Genomic DNA, 18,617 nt, shown 5'->3' with positions numbered 1-18,617 from the left:
ACACGTACCAACGCTTGCCCTTGTACCAGCGAGGGATCTTAAAGCCTCCATCGTTAAGTTAACTCATTTTCCCCAAAAAGCTGAAGGTTAATGACGATCTTTACTCTTGAACAATTAGTATCGAAGGTGAAAATATTTAGTTTTCATGAAAGGAATGAAACACGTTACGTGTGTCTGTCCAAATAATATTTAACTGATTTTCTTGAGGCCCTACGCAATATCTCCTCTAAAGTCGGAGCGGAAACGCCTAACTTCTCCGCCAACTGAGTTAGAGTTATCTTCCTATCATCATTAAAGTATCCTAATTTATATGCCAATTTTAATATTTCTAATTGTCTTTCAGTTAATTCTGTATCTGATATCTCTGAAACGTTCAGGACCGTTACCTTCAACTTATTCTGTGAAAGGTTATACAACAATTCCTTCAAAGAGGAGTTATTAGGTACTAGCAAGGTGTACAACAAGTTCCTCTCCTTAATCACTTTAACCTTCTCCACGACGACATCAGAGGCGTAAAGTGTCTTACAGACCGCGCAACCGTTAGTTCTTACCCAAACCTTTCTATCGGTTAGTCTTAATACTTTGAGATTATTAGACTTTAATTTCAATATATCGTTCTTCTCAATCTCTTTTTCAAAAACGACTACGTGATCCGTCGTTTGTTCTCTCAACTTAACGTTCTCAACGCTGGCCTTCATACCGGTTTGCGAGATCACCCTCATTGCTTCACAAGGATGATCTTCTATTAGAACTGTGACCTCAAAGGGTGTCTTACGCACATTGTCACGTTGGTAAATCACGGTTTTAATAGCTTCTCAAGGTATTCTTTTAATGCAACTGCGTTGTTGTAAGGTGATTTAGAGGCGTAGACCAAAGTCACGTTAGTATTTTTCCTGATTAATTGTAATAGTATCTCAATTTTAGGATTTTTATCCAACTCGTCAAAGTACCTCCTCTTAAACTCCTCCCATTTGCTTGGATCGTGGTTGAACCACCTCCTCAAGTCCTCACTGGGAGCAACGTCTTTAAGCCACACGTCAACCTTACTCTTACTAACGCCTCTGGGCCATAGCCTGTCCACTAGTACCCTTATCCCATCATCCTTATCGACGGGTTCGTAAACCCTCTTCAGCTTTATCACGATCACCTTTATCATGATCTGTAACCGATGAAACAGCTTAAAAAGGGAGTCGCTAAGACGTTAGCGTAACTAACTTTTAAGTTATTGAGTGACCTCCACTCTAATCGGTTCATTTAAGTGTTGAAGACCTATGTGAGTGATTAGAGTGGGCGTTCGTTTTCTCTTCTCGTGACGTACTGGGCATTCGTAACCGTCTTCCCTTACTAGGTTATATTTAGAATGTTGCAAAACTTTATGCTGGTAATACAACGAATTAACGCTAAAGACCTCCCCACATACTTCGCACTTTAATAAAGTTCTTCTTAACATGATTAAAGTTTGTATAACGCTTTATTTAAACCTAGGCCTTAGCTATTAGGATCAAAGTGGGTTGAGATTGCAGAGGCTCGTGGGGAGTAACAGATAGGAGGAAGGGCTCGGTCCTTGGAACGTGATTAGAACTTCTTCACGATACGAACTATGAAACTCGCCAAGAACGCGACCCCTAAAATCAAAGGGAGGAGGAAGGTGCTCTCATTGGGTGACCCTATGATTGGTCTTGGCGAGCTCACGTTTGTGACGTTTGAGGTTTCAGTCACTCCACCCTTCTGGACGGTTGCGTTCTCGCTCGGTACGCTCTCGTTAGTGCCCTTAGTGGGGACCCCAGTGCTGTTCTCCACTTTAGATACGTTAAAGTTAGATCCGTTCTCTAACACGTTGTTGGAGAAGTAGTTCTGGCTAGAGATCTGCGTGACTGTGAAGTTGCTGTAGATCGAGTTGCCTGATATCTCGTTCTGGTCGCTCCGGTAGAAGTAGAGACCGTAGAAGGTACGATTTATCAAGTTTGTCATCACGTCGTTTAGGTTCGAAAGGTTGAACTTCATGCCGTACGCTCCCTCGTTCAGGACGTTCTTCGTTATGTCGTTAGAGTCTGAGCGGTAGAGGTAGATCTGAGTTAAAGCTACGCTCATCCTGTTTCCAGTCAAGTCGTCGTGATTCGAGTTCGTGAGCGAGATACCGAGCTCGCTTGAAGTCACCGAGTTACCTGATATGACGTCGTAACTGTCTGAGGAGAGGAGAAACGCTAGGTAGGTCTCTCTTATCGTGTTGTCCACGATCTCGTTGTTGTAACCCTGGGAGACGAGCACGCCCACCCCATCTGAACTTTCGTTAAGGTTCAAATCTGAGATCGCCATCGCGTTAGGTTTAATTAAGGTGATCTCGTTTCCCTCCACCACGTTGTTAGAACTTAGGTTGATGTGGATCCCTCCTCTTAACTCGATGAGGCTGTTGTTGACTATCGAGTTAGAACTGGAGTCATTAAGGATAAGACCAGTGTTCCCCATGAAGATCACGTTTCCCTCCACCAAATTGTTTTGCCCTAGGTTCATGAGAAGGCCCACCAGGCTCAAGTTCAGGATCTTGTTGTGCGAAACGTTATTGTAGCTTGAGTCGTAGAGGACCAGTCCCCTTGAGACCGAGCTTATGGAGTTTAGAGATACGTAGTTGTGCGAGCTCGAATTTAGAGATATCCCGTTCGAGTAACTTATCGTGTTGTTTGAGATCCTGTTGTAACTTGAGGAGAGCAGGTTAACCGCAGTGCCGGAGGAGATCAACTCGTTTCCGGTTACGCTGTTGAAGAGAGAGTCCTCGATCGTAATCCCGTTCCTGATCTTGTTCCCTGAGATAGAGTTGTTCCCTCCTTGAAGGATCTCGATCCCGTAGGGTCCCATCCCCTCTATCCCGTTGTGATTAACTGAGTTGAAGTAACTAGAGATCAAGTTGACTGAGGTTAAGAGGTTGCTAAACGTGTTTGAGCTTATCGATGAGTAGTTTGAGTCCATAAGGACTACGCCGTACGTTGAGTTCTGGATGAAGTTGTTTTGAAAGGTGAGGTGAGAGGATCGATAAGCCAGGAAGCTCACGTTGAACCCGTTCATAACAAGGGAATTTATTGTGACGTTATTCACTCCGTTAACCTCTATGCCGTAGTTCCCTCCCGTACCCTCTATCTGAAACCCGCTCCCTGAGAGGGTGATCCCTCCCCTCTCTATGACTATCCCTACTTTCCCCGTGAGCCTCATGTAGCTCTCAACGTAATACACCCCGTTGGAGTCAAAGATGGGGGCTTTCGATGGGGAGACCGTTCCGTTAGGAAGTATGTAGATAGTAGTGAAGGTCTGGGTGGCCCCGATTGATAGAACCGAGGTTAACGGTACGACCAGGGAGATGAGAACGAGTGCCACTAGAGTTAAGCCTTTCATTAGGTCTCTAATTTTAGTGAAAGATCGTGATTTATAAACCTTTTTAGAAAAATTCTTTAAAACAGAAACAACTTTCAACGTGAGCTCCGATACGGTTTAGGTTCAATTCGCCCTAAGTAGGGAGTTGAGGGAGGACTTAAGCTCGCTCGCCGTTGGTCTTACCCTGGGATCTGGGTCAACCGCATCTCTCACCAGCTTACTTAAGGATGGGTTAACGTTTGGTAAGGAGAGGGTCCTGTAGTGATTTGCGTAGATTAGGCGAGCTTTCCTTAAGCTCTCCTTAAAGGGTCGCCCACTAATGTAATTAGACGCGATCTCATCGAAAAGCTTGTACAGCTCAGAGGTGTTGAAGACGTAGCCTGTCAGGAGGGTGTAGCCAGTGGCGCCTAGGGAAAAGACGTCCATCTTGGGATCAGCTCCCCCTCCCGTGACCATGGCCTCGATCTGATCCACAGGGCAGTATCCTGGACTGTACTGGTCTATGCTAGATCCTATCCTCTTTGAGGCGCCGAGATCTCCTAGCTTCACCTTTACCCTCCCAGAGAGCAGGTTCGAGAGCACCTCGTCCCCAGTAGTGCCGGGCTTAGAGGAGAAGAAGACGTTCTGCGGCTTCACGTCCAGGTGGACGTACCCTTCGGAGTGAACTACCTCGAGTGCGCTCGCGAGCTTCAAGAGGATGAAGGTGACTATCCTCTCCCACCTGGAGGAGTAGAACACGTCCTTCACCTTCATGAGGGAGGCCGCGTCACCTCCACCCATGTACTCCATGACGATGGCCGGGGGAGTCCTCAGGTAGATCTCAGCCTTACCTTTTAATATCTCATATATTGAAGTCTTATCTATGAATATCCCGTAAAGGCCAACAGTCTCCTCGGACTTAGTCGAGACCTCTTGGAGTTTGGCCGACTCGTTAGCTACGCTCAGGAACGTGAGCTTAGTCGTTCTGGTCCTCTCGTTACCCTGACTTAGCTCTATTATCGGTACCTTCACGGCGTACTTAGCCCCTTCCCTCTCAGCGAGGAGGACGTAAGATGTACCTCCCTTACCTATCACGGAGCTAACCTTGTAACCGTACAAGTCCTGACCTACCCAGAGGGAGGGGTCCCACTGGGAGAGAGGAGGTAGGTTCAACGCCTTTGCCTTCTCGAGCTCCTGGGTGGAGGACAGGACGTTCCTGGCTATCTCCTTCGACTTGGGGTCTCTGGTCCTCGCCAGGATGAACCCGGCTAGCCTCTCGGCTGCCTCCCTGTCCCTCCTCTCAGTCGCGGTGAGCAGCTTGTAGATCGAGTCCGGGACGTCGTTGGAGCTCACTACGCACTCCACCACCTTCTTCAGGTCAGGGCAGCCGTCGTAGTTGATTGAGTTTACGTTCTTGATCAGCCAGATGACGGCCTCGCAGTTCCCCTCTGAGGAGAACTTGCAGATCAGATCGTCCAAGTTAGAGGGTAGGTAGCGAAGGTACTCAGCGGCCTCCGAGTAGGAGGACCTGGATAGGGCAGAGATCAGGTAGGACTTTACGTTGGAGACGTCGTTGAGACCTCTAGGTAAGACTGAGGCTCCCCCCGCGATGAGAATTAGTGGGAGGAGGTAGTCCTGCCTTATGAGGAAGAGGATTAGGGCTGAAGCTAGGGAGACAGACGAGAGGGTCAGGCTGAACGCTGCGGATCTCCTGAGGACGAGGGAGATGGGGATCAACGTTAGGGAGAGGACGGAGAGGTAGGTGAGGTAGCCGGATTGCTCGAGGCTGAGGAAGTTGACTGGGAAGAGCTGAAGTAGGTAGGCTGAGCCAGCGTAAGCTAAGATCAAAACGGGATAGGTTAGCCCCACCGACCTTAAGGTATCGATGGCTCTCACCCTGCTGTCCCTGAGGGCGAGCGTGAAGCCGACCGAGGAGAGGACGAGAACGGAGAGGTTGGCATAGGTTAAGCTTATCGGACCGAGCGTGTAGATCACGGTGGGATTCAAGTTTACCTCGCTCACGGCGAGCTCAACGAACAGCGTGTAGATAACGAACGCGAGCGCGTAAACTAGAGTCAAGGCTCTCCTCCTGGCCCTGCTCTTGAACCAGAACTTCCCCCTCGGTCTGTAGAGCGAAAGTGAGACGTGAGCGGAGACCCCTAGAGCGAGGATAGAGTAAACCAAGGGGATCACATCTGAGGGAGAGGAGAGTGAGGTTAACAGCGTCCTGAAAAGCAAGAGCAACGGGAGCCAGTTTAGAAGGACTATCCCGTAGACCTTAGGGGCGTTGTTAGCTAGCCCAGCGATGGCCAACATTGTGAGCAGAACGAGAGTGGGACTAATGAAGGAGGGACCTAGATGAAGTATCAGGTAGATCGTGAGTATTAAGGAGAGCTCGATCGCCCCTAGAGCTCTCACTAGGGTGGTCCACTTGGTTAGGGGTGCTCTCACGTTAGCCTTACTCATTAAGCTACTTGATTAACTTCAGTTAAAGAAATTTAAGGGTTGCCACAATAGATGGGTGAAGTTGTGACAAGGGAGAGAAGAGGATCCAGTTCATCGCTTGGGCACACGAGAGCTGAGATTAACTCTAAGGAACCTTAGGTGAGGTCATTTAGGAAATCGATGGGTTAAATACCTCCATCGTGAAAGGACTAGGGATCTTGGACTGGGCCCTAGTTGGAAAGCTGCTTTTCCTCTTTTTCAGGTGTGGTGTAAGCTGCCCTGTAAGCCTCAAGCCACCTTTTTGAGTAGTTACCATCTCTCCTTCTACGATAGGCTTCCTCGTCAGCCTTCTCTGCGAACTCTTTCCAATTACGGACCGGATAGGAGTCCTTGACTATTTCAGGATCAATCCCTAGGAATTCAGCTACCCCCTTAGCGTAACTGTTAGACTTGGCCGCCTCGTGGAGTCCGGAGGACCAGTTTCCTTGTTTCGCAGGGGCGTCTCTCCTCTTGACAGCTTTTCTGTTTTTGCTTGCCATGCATCTCTATTAGAGAACTTCTCATATATATATTAAAGAGTCGGGACGGAGCCAAGCGTTGAGTTGAGTGTCTAGCGAACTCGTGGAACTTCACGATGAGTCGAGAAGAACACAAGCGTTGAGAGGCTAATCCTCTGACCTAGTTCGGCTGAACTTTAAACTGGGTTGTCATGATGAAGGGTTTAGACTCGTGAGGATAATAGGTGAGCTCGATTGCCTTTTGAAGGTTTGACTTCGATGAGGTAGTACGTTAAGCCTCACGTCATCGCGAGTTAGCCACTCTCGTCTGAAAGACCCATCATCTCACGCTTAGATGAAACGCCCTCAAACGCGTCCCTACCCTTGAGTCCCTTATAGTTTAATTTAGTTCAGATAAGAACATGAATTTGTCCAACCTTTAAGTGAGTTCGCCCTTAGGCCAAACTTAAGGTCCTATTGAACTCAAGGTTTTTGATCACGGGACTTGCGAAAGGTAAGGACAAAGAAGACGTTAAGTTATATCTTAAAGTTTTTATCTACTTTTGAACACTTCAACAGATTTGAAGTCGTTTTGAACTTGAGTCCAAGGGTTCCACTTCATCCCTATATGGAAAGGCCACGAACGCGTGCCCGTTATAAAAGTTAACGATAAAAAATTCAAAATCAATTGTCATTGAGGAGGCTTTTGAAGTCTTTAACTCATTCTAATCTTTGAAGATGCTTAAATAATAATAGCAAATCTCTAAATCAAATCTCACTGATCAACGATAGGAGGATAAACTCAAAACCCACATCTTTTTATACTTTATCTTTATTTTCCTTTAGAAAAATAACTTGAAAGAGACTAGAACGTTAGAGAGAACAGCTCGTCCAAACACCTAGCGGTTGCACGATCTCTAAGCTCAATACCTCAATTAGGCCAGGTCTCAGAGTTGTTAACTTACTTCCTCTCCAACCTCAAATTTTTTATCATCAGTCCAATATGAAATATATTTAAGATAAAGTAAAAAAAGTTTAAGTAGTGATTAAAATGATAACTTTCACGGCTCCAGACTGGGTAGGAATATTCATAGGAGCGATAATAGGTGGCTTGGCAGAAATATGGGGAATATCAAACCCGAAAGTTCTCCTTAAATTATCCAAATGGGAAGATAGATTGTTCATAAACTGCATAGCAATAGCGATAGGTGCTGGAGCAGTACTATTGTACGGCTTGTCTTTGTTGGGAGTGGGATTTCACTGGGGAATAAAGCCGTTATACGTTGTAGGAATATTAATGGGTGGACTGCTTTTTGGGTTAGGAATAGCGATTTCTGGCTACGTTCCTGGCACAGTGTGGATGGCCTTGGGTGAAGGACGTAGAGACGCGATATTCGCCCTATTAGGCGGACTATTAGGGGCATCTACATGGACGGTTCTTTATCAGACCTCAGCTGGACAATGGCTTGTAAACACTTTAAACTTCGGTGAGGTATACCTAGGAGGTAAGGTTGCAACTAACTTAGACATAGGCTTTGGAATAGCAATAGCGTGGGCAATTATAATGTTTTTAATATCATATTACTTGCCAAGATATAAGGAAGGGAAGAGCTGCATTTATTATACAAACCCATTCAAACTATAAAATGAGCGATTACGAGTTAGCGATGCATAGGGAGACGAGTGAGATGTTGGTCGAAGGTTCCGCCATGCCCCAAGGACCTGATGACAGATTAGCGAAAAGCGCGAACGAGTATTGGGCTCCCAGCTCTGATTTGAGGGGACTCCTAACGTTCATTGGAGTAATTATTGGAGCTACAGTGGTGTTAGAAATGTTCTTGCACCAAATATTTGGAGAGTCAACAACCTACAGTTGGATAGCTGGCTACTTATGGTTGCCAACCTTTTCATACAGTAAATTAGTGTTTGATACTATTGGTTGGGAACCTTATAGCGACATAGGAACCTTATTGGGAGCGTTCCTAGCTGCTGTATTCGTAACTCGTAGATTCCAAGCGTTTAATAAATGGATGCCAAAAACTTGGACTACTAGATTTGGAGATAGCGAAGTGAAGAGAGCGTTTGGAGCGTTCATAGGTGCTTACCTTGTCCTGTTCGGAGCTAGAATGGCAGGTGGGTGCGCATCTGGCCACATATTAGAGACCTACAAATGGCCGTTAGCAGTATAGAGTTCTTCCTAGCGGTGATGGTTAGCATGTTGATATCTAGTAAGTTAATATATAGCAGAAGGTGAAGAGGTTATGGAGAAAGTAGGGAGAAAGAACGAAAGGGACGTGAAGGCGTTTATCATAGCGATGACAGCATTAATGATCGTTGCGGCAGCCATAACTAACGGTTTCTACAGCGGCTATGATCCTAAGCCCTCATCTGTAGCAATAACCGGGTTCATACTAGTGATAACTTTAGCGATTACTGCGATATGGTATAGATCTAAATATCCGGGGTACGTTAGGAGTAAATAAAATATTTTTTTCTTTTCTAATCTTTATTAGAAATAAATTCTAACTTAAAACGCCTTATAAGGAAATTAAGTGTTTAGATGAACTATTATATGAAATTTTCTTGGTGTAGTTTCATACTCGAGTTCCATAGGTGGAGACGTGATGAGTTCAGCGGCTTCCTCAGTTAAATTCGTAGAGTTTCTTCAACAGCGTTCATGAACCCATTGTGGGACTTAACGACGATGAAAGGTCTTACGTTCTCTTACCTCAATTGAGTTGTTTCGAAGTAGTTCGGATCGAACGGAGGCAGTCCTTCATCTCGAGGGTTTTAAACTTGTGAGTTGTTAGTTTGAGAAATTAACTAATTGAAGCTTAGCCAGGTCGCTAGGCTAGGTTCGTGTAGTCTCAGGTTAAACCAGGAGATCTCTTAGGTCGGAGTTAACTTCAAGTTCTATCGAGTTGAGGATAACATGGTTTCTCAAAGGCGGAATCACGTTTGATTCGAAACCAGATACCTAACGGTTTATGTTAAAAACGTCTTAAGTCTTTTTCATCTTCCCTTCAGGAAGTGATTCACGACCCTTATTACGACGATGAGCACTATCGAGAAGAGGAGGAGGGTCGCTGACGAGGTTATCGACGCGTTAAAGTAAGTTTGATACTGGTTGTAGATGTAAACTGAGGCGTTATAATCCCCGTTGAATATCCACCCAGTGACGTAGGGAGCCACAATGACGATTGAGCCGAACTCGCTTATCGCCCTAGAGATCGAGGTCAAACCCGAGGATACTATCCCCCTTATGGACTCAGGTAACATAACGTAGAGGAACACCGTTCCCTCTGAAGCTCCTAGACCCCTAGCGTACCTCTCGTAAGAGGTGGGAATGGATTCGAAGAAGTTCTGCATTGACCTGATGTAAATCGGTGAGGAAACTATCACCAGTGCCAGAATCATCCCTAGGTAGGTGTAATAGAAGTTTATCCCGTGATAGTAGAGTAGCCTACCAAGAGGATTGGTTGGACTGTCTATGAAGACGAGGGCTATCCCAACTAGAGGATGAGGGATGGAGGCGGGGACGTCAACGAGAGTCTCAATCAGGGGGTTGGAGTGTCTGGCGAGGTAAAACGCTAGGGGAGTGAATATCAAGATTATGATTAGGATAGAGACGGTTGAGGAAAAGAAGGTTAGAGCTATCGAAGAGAGGAGAGATGAGCTGAACGCCTCCGATCTCACGAAGAAGGGACCGTAACCGTAAAAGAGGAGGTAAACTATAGGCACGATCAAGAGAACGATTGAGAAAAAAGAGTATACCTTTAACTTGTCTATCCTAAATTGCCGAGAAGTTTCCCCCATACTTTAGTTCCCCTGAGTTCACGAGGTTCATTATAGGCTTTGGTACGTCATTGGGGTTATTATAGAATATGATAGGAGGACTTACGGGCGTAACGTGGAACATTGAAAGCTCGTTCACGTTTTTGACTAAGAACTCTATGAACTTGTACGCGGCCTGAGTGTCCGATGCGTTCCTGGGTACTGTGACGTAAAGGTATACCGGGTTGCCGCGTATGTTGAGTTGTTGACCGTTTACGCTTATAGTGTAATTAAAGGAGGAGAACCAGCTCGTCTCGTTGGGGTAGTATCCGAAGCTGAGCCAAGGAGGCATTTGGAAGTAATCGAGGTGTTGAGATACCGCGTAGGAGACGTAAGAGAAGGTGAAGTCCAGCTCTCCTGCCTTTAACGGGGCAACGTAATCCGCTGTGGTAGGTTCCACTTTAACGTTAGGGTTGTTCTTAAGTAGGTATGTGAAGTAACTTTCGTTGTGAGCGTAGAGCTTCCCCGCCATTTGGAACATTAGGTTTGCGAATAGGCCCTCTGGATCAGAGCTAGGGTTGGAAATACCTAAAGTGAACTTAGTTGAGAGGAGCTTGAAGAAGTTGAACCAATACGTAGTCTCGTTAGTCTTCATGGCCATGGTGTAGTTAGAGTAGAGCTGAGACCAGTAAGGGGATTGCGTAGTGTAGTTGGAGTAAACTATGGACATCTGATCGGATATGAAAGCTATGGCCCACCCCGGGTTCCTAGATCCCTCGAGCTGTACAGCCTGAATGTAAGCTACCGGTACGAAAACGTTTGCTGGTTCAGGGGTCGTGGTTGCGATCTGAGAGGCCAACGCGAAAGCTCCTCCAGGAACGTTGTGAACCTGTATCCCGGTCTGATTCTCAAACTGCTTGGCTAAATAGTTGAGTATCGCTATGTAAGCGCCCGCAACGTAGACAGTGACGGACTGATTTGTAGGTGTCACGGTAGTGGTTGAGGAGGAGGTAGTGGTTGAGGAATGGGAGGACTTAGCGGAATGTGGGATCAACTCTATGGAGACTATTGCGATAGCTGCTATCACTATGATAACAACTATGAGGACAGCCTGGGTTTTAGTAAGGGCTTTACCAGTCATTATATCCTGTTAGTAATATTTCTATATAAAAAGTTTTCTCTTATTGTTTATAAAGTGTAGAAAAAAGAAAAATACAGGGACGTTAGATCTAAACTAACCCACTGGTGAGAACTACGAAACCCATAACGTAGAGAGTTGAGATCGAAACGACCCTCATTAAGCGCCTGGGGAACTTACGGAATAACAGAGTGGAGGAGGCTAACACCCACGAGAACCCCAAGGTACCCCCTAGGAACGCAAGGGTTAAGTCTCCAGTCATGAGGTAAGAGGAGATCTCGAAGAGGTTCACCTCAACCCCCTCAGCCGCTACACCTAGGGCGGCGGTGAGGAGAGCCCCCTTAGGTGAGGGGTAGTCCCTCCAGAGGAAGACGGTAGCGAAGGTTAAGAGAACCGCCCCCAAGAGGTACCTCATGAGCTGCTCGCTCGTGTCAGTAATGAGAATTGGAAGAGCTAGATAGACCACATAACTCATGAGGAATATCGAGGATATCCCCAGGATGACTCCTACTGTCGCTGACCTAGCGTTAACCGATTTGGCTAGGTAAGTGAACATTGCCATCTCCAGTCCCTCGAAGGAACAGGGCACGAACGATACTATAAAGGGAAGGATCATTAGTGGATCACCTAGAGGACCTCCTCTGAAACGAGGAAGGGTTCGAAGTCACGGTTAAACTGTTCAAGGGAGTTCCAGAACGGGAGAGCTTCATCATCAGATTGGTCATAACCGAGCTAAGGGGCTCACCGTCTCCTGAAAGGGGTAGATCAAGCTGACCTGGCATGTGAGCTAAACCTCCTAGCGAGTAACGCACCGTTGGCTAGGAAACCTATCAGTGAGGCGGTGAGGTAGTACTCACTAACGAAGCTGTAGACGTTGTTAGAGCTGTAGACGTAAGCGGAGATGATAACCGAGATGAGGAAGAGCACCATAGAGTACTTCATAAGGTTTCTCCTTTTGAGAGAGTAAAAGAACAGGCCGAAGGAGATCAAGAGAACAGGTATGAGAGCGAAGGTCTCAGGCATGGGATAGATCTGAGAGTATCCCTTGTAGTTAGGTACGCTGGCTATGTAACCGTAATGTATTTCCTCTTGAAGAGGGATGGGGTAGCTCCAGTTTCCAGGGCTCAGGATAACAGGTGGCCTAGGATAGGAGAAGTTGAAGGACTGAAGGAGACCTTGGACTCCCTCGGAGCTCCACTCTGTGATGTAAGGTAGTTTGAAGTTGTAATCTATGAAACCTAGGAGAGTGTACCCGCTCATGGTGTAGTTATCTATCCAGCCTTCCTTAGCGTAGGGTGAGATGATGAGCAGCGGTACCCTCTGACCTAGACCGAAGTGGTTAATGGCTGGGGGAACCACCTGATCGTAATATCCTCCTCCCTCATCGAAAGTTACGAAGATGACGGTTGAGTTCCAATATCTGCTCTCCATCACGGCGTTTATCACTCTGACGAGCTGAACCTCGCCTGAGGTGACGTTGTAGGGAGGGTGCATGTCGTACTTGTCGCTGGAGCCACCCAGAAACATAACCCAGGAAACGGAGGGGAGATCGCCATCCCTTAGGTTAGAGTAGAAGGTCGATAGGTTCTTGAAGTGAGAAGAGAACTCAGATATGTCCTGGAAGGCGTTCAGCGGATAGGGTATACCCTGAAGTGAGTAAACGTAGTAACCCCAGGACACGTTGTGGCTTGAGAGTTGATACATCACGCTCGCGTTTAGAGGACAGACCTCGTTTGCCTCATCTGTGTAAAAGCTCGGAGGGAAACCAGTAAGGTAAGCTATCCTGTTTGGTTCGGTTAAACCCAAGACCGGGGAAAAGTAATCGTCCGCTAGGACGTACTCCTCAGCGTAGTCCCAAAGGGGGGAGAGCTGTTGATACGAGAAGTACGCTAAGGATTGAGGACCTGAGTAGTAGACGAAACCTGAGGGGGAGCCGAACCAGTAGTCTCCGTGATAGGAGGACCATCCTTCGTAAGGGTCAACGGTTGAGTAAGCGTCTGCGTAATACGGATGGGAGTAAGTTAGAGGCAACCAAGGTACGTCTGGAACCGATATGTAGTTCAGGATCCCGTCCCTCGAGCTCAAGAGCTGAGAGTAATTGCGATAGAGTCCCTCAGGCTCCATTAAAGATAAGGTTACGTTATTTACGATAGGAGGGTAGCCGAAGGGATAGGTTCCGAAGAGGTTGTCAAAAGAGTGGTTCTCCATGATAACGATTATGACGTGCTTAATAGGTGTGGAGGATTGAGAGTGAACCGGTAGAGATACAAGGAAGAGGAGAAGGAGTAGGAAGGTTAACTTTCTCATGAGAGGTGATAACGCTAGTTACATATCAACCTTTCCTATATTGGCTATATACATGTATATAGGAAATGTTTTGAGGAGTAGTTAATCGTTTTAAATGTAATCGTTGAATAATTATTCAATAGGTTTCCTCTAATCTTAAAGCGTGAAGCTTGTGACAGTTCGTCCTCCATGAGGGTAGGATCAAGCGAGATGTGCGATCAAAACTCTTTAAGTATTGATGATAAGCTATCGTAGCACTCATCGCTTCCTTCAGTCCCATCTGGGCAGTAACTCACCGTCACATCCCCCTTATTTATCTTCCCGGCCTCCTTTCCAAGTTTATTTATATCCTCTATTTCCTTCCCGTCTTCTCCTTTTATTTTTATATAAATAACGTTTTTTTCTAACCCGCCGTGAGCTAACATGTTTCTCATGTCGGCTTTACCCCTCTTGTCTTGGCTCTTCATGATATTATTAAGTAAGTCTTTAAGGTAACTCACTTCCGACATTTTGTCTACCTCGTCCTTGATTATGACAGATGTCGTTGTATCACCGTACTCGTCTGCCCACTTATCAAGGAGTTCAAGGGTGACTTCTGGGGCATTAATTTTACTCAAGGCCTTCAACATGGCGTGAACGTAAGCCAGCTCTGAATGTATTGAAAGGATACGCTGTATTGAAAGGTTATCCTTCTCACAAACTGAAGTAGCGTTGTACTCAAGTCTAATCTCGTCACCGTTTTGAGTTACGCTAACGTCAATGTTAGATATGTCAAGTCTCCTATCGATCTCCTTTAACATGCGATCTATCTCACAGGCTAAATGATTAATTAGAACGAAGATACCTCCGTTAGCTGCCCTAGCTAGCCTCTTCAACTCATCTGCACTCTTTAAGACCTTAAAATCTCCCAGACAACTGACGTTAACTGACTTTTTAAAACGGTCAGAGTCCCTCACCAAAACCTCCCTCATTATTTGATTGAAGGCGTAATTCGATTCTATATTGACGCTGTTGACCAGGTTTATTTGATAGCACTCGTTCGTCAAGGTGTTATCTACAAGGACAGGATCCGAGTTGAACACCTTTATGGACACACCCTTTTTTGCATTAGCCATAGCCGCGAGTCTCACCGCCTCCGTTGTCAGATAGGGCATGTAGTTCACTCCATGAGTGAGGTCAACGTAAAGCTCCAACTTGTCCTCGCTGTCCCTTATCGCCTCACTAACTCTCCTGTAGACTTCAATGAAGTAGAGGTTTATTCCCCTCGTCCCGGTCTGTCCCCCCTGACTCTCAGCGTTAACTTTGTTCCTAGTGGGAGGCCAGTAATTCTCAACTAACGTTAGGACCTTTGGTTGGCTCTGACTACCGAGACTAAACTTTCCAACTCCTGGGGCGAACACCATTTCAATCTCCCCTTTTTCAATCCTATCCTTAATTTCAACTATTGCTCCATAGCTATTATCGTTTAATACTAAGTTCCTTAATTTTTTCTCTAAATCACAGTATTTTACAGTCTTATTATTAACAAGCGCGCTCAATTTGTTAACGTATCTAGCGAACAGGGATAGAGAGAGGACTATGATTGTCTTATCAGGTTTATATTTATCTATCAACGCTAAGGTTGAGGAACTACTTTCCGTTTTAGTGTCTTCCACACAGTAATTTACCTTTTTCCAAGTAGGAAGTCCCCAGGCAGCAACTAAAACTCGCATTAAATTAATTCCTTTTTGATTTTTATAAGCTTGTTGTGTTCAAGCTACTCCAAGGAGGACTGTTAGCCCCAGCTAAGCAGGTTCAAAGCCGTGACGTAAGAGAGGTCACTCTCTCCTTAGCCTTAACGTAAAAGGTAAGGTCAACTAACTTCATTAATATTATTAAATTAAGATATATTAAAAAAGTTAGAAAGTTTAAAAGTCACTTCTAAATAAAAGAATTATGGTAAGGCATAAATATATCCTTAAATACATATATAAAGATCTTACATGGTTAAACCTGAGGTCGAGGCCCTAATTCCACTTTTCGTGATTTATTTTGTTGTAGCTGCGGTATTGGCCTTCTTCGTGATGAGGAAAGGAAAGACTAAGCTTAACGCGATAGACTGGGCCATAATTGGAGTTGGAGGGGCACTCATCGCCATTGCGGACCACGTGGTGGGAGACGCCATATTTCTCCCTTCAGGGATCTACCCGATTGTTAATCCTCCCGTATGGTTCAGAATTTTCGTCTTCTTCATTGTGGCTGCAGTAGTTAGAAAGGTGGGGGTAGGAATGGCCTCCATGGCCGTTTACGACATAGTGAGCGACCTAATTCACTTCTCGTTTGCGGGGGAACCTCTCTGGATCATTGAGGACGTGTTAACCTACGGGTTGATGATTGACATAGCCGTTCTTCTAACTAAGGGGAAGCTCTTCGGGATAGGTGTGAAGTCCTTCGCCCTCTTCGCCATAGCTGAGGGCATGATTTTAGGGTTCTTATTCTCCTTCGTTCATCCCTTCTTCACTTACGGTTTCATCGCTCCCATAGTTTTCGGTTTCGTTCCCAATCACGAGAGGGTTACGTACCTACTCTTAACTTACATACCAGGGGACGTGTTCATCGGTGCGGTCTCAGCGATAGTAGCTAACAGGGTAGCTAAGGTGATCAGGTGAGCTTCGTAAGGGTGAGAGACCTTCAGGTTAAGTTTGACAGCCCCGTTCTATCTATAGATAAGTTAGATATTGAGGAAGGAGAGTCGGTCCTCTTAACTGGAAGGTCAGGATCCGGAAAGTCGACCTTCACGAGCGTGATAAACGGCGTAGTGCCTAAGCTGATTCAAGGTGAGGTTTCAGGTGAGGTAAGAGTTTTCTCTAGAGACGCTTCAAGGCTATCAGTGCACGAGATCTCCCTTCTGGTTGGGACGTTACTTCAAGACCCTGAGAGCCAGATCCTAAACTACTACGTCAGGGACGAGATAGCGTTCCCAATGAAGAACCTGGGCTTGAGAAGGGAAGAGATGATCATGAGGATAAACGAGGTTGCGAAGCTGTGCGGCGTATCTCATCTTCTGGAGAGGGACACCATGAGCTTGTCCGGAGGGGAGAAGCAGAGAGTCGTCCTGGCGAGCGTCCTCTCCATGCGTCCTAAAGGTTTCATCCTCGACGAGCCGACCTCAAGTCTCGATTCCCTGGGTACCAAGGAGGTACTTTCCGAGTTGTCCAAGCTGAGAGAGAGGACGAGCTTGATAATAGTTGAACATAAGTTGAGCAAGGTATTAGATTACGTAAGCAGAGTGATTGTCCTTAAGGAGGGAAAGGTTACCTTAGACGTCCCCAGGGAGGAAGTACCTAAGTTCTACGATAAGTTAAACGAGCTGGGAATTGAGACCCCGACCAAGATTCAGAGGGTTAGGAGAAGGAGGGGAGATAACACAATTTTAGAGTCCTACGTCCATGTCAAAAAGGAGAGGACGTTAGTTGAGGCGGAGCTTAACCTGAAGGATGAGGTAACGGTTATGATGGGAGTGAACGGGAGCGGGAAGAGCACTCTCCTGAGGGCGCTCGCTGGACTTCTACCCAACTCGTTCACGTTCGAGGGGTACGTGAAGGTGAACGGAAGGGATCTGACCAACCCTAAGGAGAGGGGTAAGTACATAGCTTACTTACCTCAAGAGGTTGACCTCCTCTTCGTGAGTAGGACGGTGGAGGAGGAGCTGAACTACGTTGCTAAGCTCAGGAAGGCCGACGCTAGCTTGGTTAGGAGATACCTGGAGGAGTTCAGCCTCAAAGGGGAGAAGGACCCTTTACTTCTCTCAGTTGGAGAGAAGAGAAGGTTAGCCCTAGCGTCGGTGCTAATATCAGGGGTCAAGGTCTTGCTCTTGGACGAACCGACCACAGGTCAGGACATGTACCATAAGGAGATTCTGGGCATGGATTTGCTCAAGCTGAAGGGGGTGGCAGTGCTCGTTGTGACTCACGATCCTAGGTTTGCCTACCGTTTCGGTGACAGGTTAATAGTTTTAGATAAGGGGAGGATAAGGCTGGACGGTAGTCCAGAAGACTTGAGGTTCGCAAGCAAGTACGGAGTCGTTACGGAGTCGGAGATCGAGGATGAGCCTAATTAGTGACGTGGTGAGTTGGTACCTATACTTGTTTGGCTTAACCTTCCCTATCTACCTCTTGTTCGCCAAGTTGGGGTTCACCGGATTCAAGAGGCTCACCTCATACGTGGAGAGCAAGACCTTCTTACACGAACTCAATCCCGTCACCAAGTTCGTTATTCTCCTTTTGCTCACCGTAGTGAGCTCCCAATCTATATGGTGGGTCGGAGCCATAACGGGATTGATCACGCTCTCGTTTTTCTTCTTCCTAAGAAGGCTAAGGTTGGTCGCTCTGTTCTCCTTAATGCAGCTCATAGGAACAAGTTGGGGGAGCGCAATATACGCGTCTCCCTCAGTTCTCAACTTGATATTTGGTCCTGATCAGAAGGTTTTATGGGTCTTCCCAAGTTACTTCTCGATCTTTGGTGTCAACCGTGACTTGACGGAGCAGGCGCTCATCTACGGTTTTCAAATATCCATGAGGGTTTGGCCCATGTTCCTCTTCTCCTTCATAATATTAATGACCACTACGGTGACAGAGGTGATAGACGCGTTAAGTGAGCTCAAGGCCCCCCTGGCGCTGACCTTCGCGCTGGGCGTGGCGATCTTAACTATACCTAGGATATTTGACGTGGCTGAGACCGCCTATAAGATCCAGGTGATGAGAGGGGAGAAAAGGGTAATCGCCCTGTTCAGATCTATAGTACCGACGACCGTTTTCCTGTTCAGGAAGGCAGTCGTGATGGGCATATCCGCAGAGACCAGATGTTTCATGGCCACAAAGAGGAGGACGGAACTACAAGACTTGAAGTTCTCTGCTAGGGACAAGGTGGCCCTAGTGATCTCGATCGTTTTCGCCTCAATTGATCTCTACCTGGTCGCAATAGGTTTGATCCCTGCCGTCCCCTTTAGGTGAGCTGAGGGAGTTGGAACGTCCTATACTAACCTCTCGTGTTAACTAGATCACACGGTTTCAGGCAGTGCCTTGTCTCATCTCGAGACCTACCTTTCAAGGAAAACATCCCCTTTACGATAACGTAAGGGTGTATAAAATTAATCA

General features: G+C 46.4%; 16 protein-coding genes. 6 read left to right on the top strand and 10 right to left on the bottom strand.

What is annotated here, in order from left to right; translation table 11 throughout:
- Positions 1–164 precede the first annotated feature (164 nt).
- From MCUP_RS05220 to MCUP_RS05200, 5 genes are all read right to left on the bottom strand, one after another.
- Entirely contained in the window at positions 165–779 is a 615-nt protein-coding gene (locus MCUP_RS05220; protein WP_048057506.1) for a helix-turn-helix domain-containing protein, read from the bottom strand.
- A gap of 17 nt (positions 780–796) precedes the next feature.
- Positions 797–1,141 carry a DUF488 domain-containing protein gene (locus MCUP_RS05215; RefSeq protein ID WP_048057737.1) on the bottom strand — a complete coding sequence of 115 codons (345 nt, stop codon included), beginning with the start codon at positions 1,139–1,141 and terminating at the stop codon, positions 797–799.
- 434 nt (positions 1,142–1,575) lie between these two features.
- Positions 1,576–3,384: a NosD domain-containing protein gene (locus MCUP_RS05210; protein ID WP_148230906.1), complete on the bottom strand. Its 1,809-nt coding sequence runs from the start codon at positions 3,382–3,384 to the stop codon at positions 1,576–1,578.
- A gap of 102 nt (positions 3,385–3,486) precedes the next feature.
- Positions 3,487–5,808: a protein kinase domain-containing protein gene (locus MCUP_RS05205; RefSeq protein ID WP_013737666.1), complete on the bottom strand. Its 2,322-nt coding sequence runs from the start codon at positions 5,806–5,808 to the stop codon at positions 3,487–3,489.
- Positions 5,809–6,017: 209 nt separating this feature from the next.
- Entirely contained in the window at positions 6,018–6,326 is a 309-nt protein-coding gene (locus MCUP_RS05200) for a hypothetical protein (RefSeq protein ID WP_013737665.1), read from the bottom strand.
- A 1,009-nt stretch (positions 6,327–7,335) separates the two neighbouring features.
- On the opposite strand from MCUP_RS05200, the gene MCUP_RS10100 reads away from it, so the two are divergent.
- The 3 genes from MCUP_RS10100 (at position 7,336) to MCUP_RS05190 (ending at position 8,767) form a co-directional block, all read left to right on the top strand.
- Positions 7,336–7,929, top strand: coding sequence for a YeeE/YedE thiosulfate transporter family protein (locus MCUP_RS10100; protein WP_013737664.1), 594 nt, complete (start codon positions 7,336–7,338; stop codon positions 7,927–7,929).
- 1 nt (position 7,930) lies between these two features.
- A complete protein-coding gene (locus MCUP_RS10095; protein ID WP_013737663.1) occupies positions 7,931–8,473 on the top strand; it encodes a YeeE/YedE thiosulfate transporter family protein in 543 nt (180 codons plus the stop codon).
- Positions 8,474–8,545: 72 nt separating this feature from the next.
- Positions 8,546–8,767, top strand: a complete 222-nt coding sequence (locus MCUP_RS05190) for a hypothetical protein (RefSeq protein WP_013737662.1) — start codon at positions 8,546–8,548, stop codon at positions 8,765–8,767.
- A 529-nt stretch (positions 8,768–9,296) separates the two neighbouring features.
- Here the strand turns inward: MCUP_RS05190 and MCUP_RS05185 are convergent.
- The 5 genes from MCUP_RS05185 to csx1 form a co-directional block, all read right to left on the bottom strand.
- Positions 9,297–10,100: an ABC transporter permease gene (locus MCUP_RS05185; protein ID WP_013737661.1), complete on the bottom strand. Its 804-nt coding sequence runs from the start codon at positions 10,098–10,100 to the stop codon at positions 9,297–9,299.
- Entirely contained in the window at positions 10,075–11,199 is a 1,125-nt protein-coding gene (locus tag MCUP_RS05180; protein ID WP_048057504.1) for an extracellular solute-binding protein, read from the bottom strand. Before MCUP_RS05180 ends, MCUP_RS05185 begins: the two co-directional genes overlap by 26 nt.
- Before the next feature lie 88 nt (positions 11,200–11,287).
- Positions 11,288–11,812 carry a hypothetical protein gene (locus tag MCUP_RS05175; protein WP_013737658.1) on the bottom strand — a complete coding sequence of 175 codons (525 nt, stop codon included), beginning with the start codon at positions 11,810–11,812 and terminating at the stop codon, positions 11,288–11,290.
- 149 nt (positions 11,813–11,961) lie between these two features.
- The gene (locus MCUP_RS05170; RefSeq protein ID WP_013737656.1) at positions 11,962–13,503 is read right to left on the bottom strand and encodes an alkaline phosphatase family protein; all 1,542 of its coding nucleotides are present in this window, start codon (positions 13,501–13,503) and stop codon (positions 11,962–11,964) included.
- 197 nt (positions 13,504–13,700) lie between these two features.
- Positions 13,701–15,194, bottom strand: coding sequence for a CRISPR-associated CARF protein Csx1 (gene csx1 / locus MCUP_RS05165; RefSeq protein ID WP_013737655.1), 1,494 nt, complete (start codon positions 15,192–15,194; stop codon positions 13,701–13,703).
- Positions 15,195–15,464: 270 nt separating this feature from the next.
- Between csx1 and MCUP_RS05160 the strand changes: the two genes are divergently transcribed.
- The 3 genes from MCUP_RS05160 to MCUP_RS05150 are packed head-to-tail and all read left to right on the top strand — an operon-like array spanning position 15,465 to position 18,473.
- A complete protein-coding gene (locus MCUP_RS05160) occupies positions 15,465–16,130 on the top strand; it encodes a hypothetical protein (protein WP_013737654.1) in 666 nt (221 codons plus the stop codon).
- On the top strand, positions 16,127–17,581 hold the full coding sequence (locus MCUP_RS05155; protein ID WP_013737653.1) for an ABC transporter ATP-binding protein: 1,455 nt from the start codon (positions 16,127–16,129) through the stop codon (positions 17,579–17,581). The genes MCUP_RS05160 and MCUP_RS05155 overlap by 4 nt, the downstream gene beginning before the upstream one ends.
- Complete coding sequence (locus MCUP_RS05150; RefSeq protein WP_013737652.1) at positions 17,568–18,473, top strand: energy-coupling factor transporter transmembrane component T family protein; 906 nt, start codon at positions 17,568–17,570, stop codon at positions 18,471–18,473. The genes MCUP_RS05155 and MCUP_RS05150 overlap by 14 nt, the downstream gene beginning before the upstream one ends.
- The last annotated feature ends 144 nt before the right edge of the window (positions 18,474–18,617 follow it).

Source organism: Metallosphaera cuprina Ar-4, from assembly GCF_000204925.1.
In the GTDB taxonomy this organism is placed as follows: Archaea; Thermoproteota; Thermoprotei_A; order Sulfolobales; family Sulfolobaceae; genus Metallosphaera; species Metallosphaera cuprina.
The sequence above is the reverse complement of the archived record's forward strand: the minus strand, read 5'-3'. Positions and strand labels throughout refer to the sequence as shown.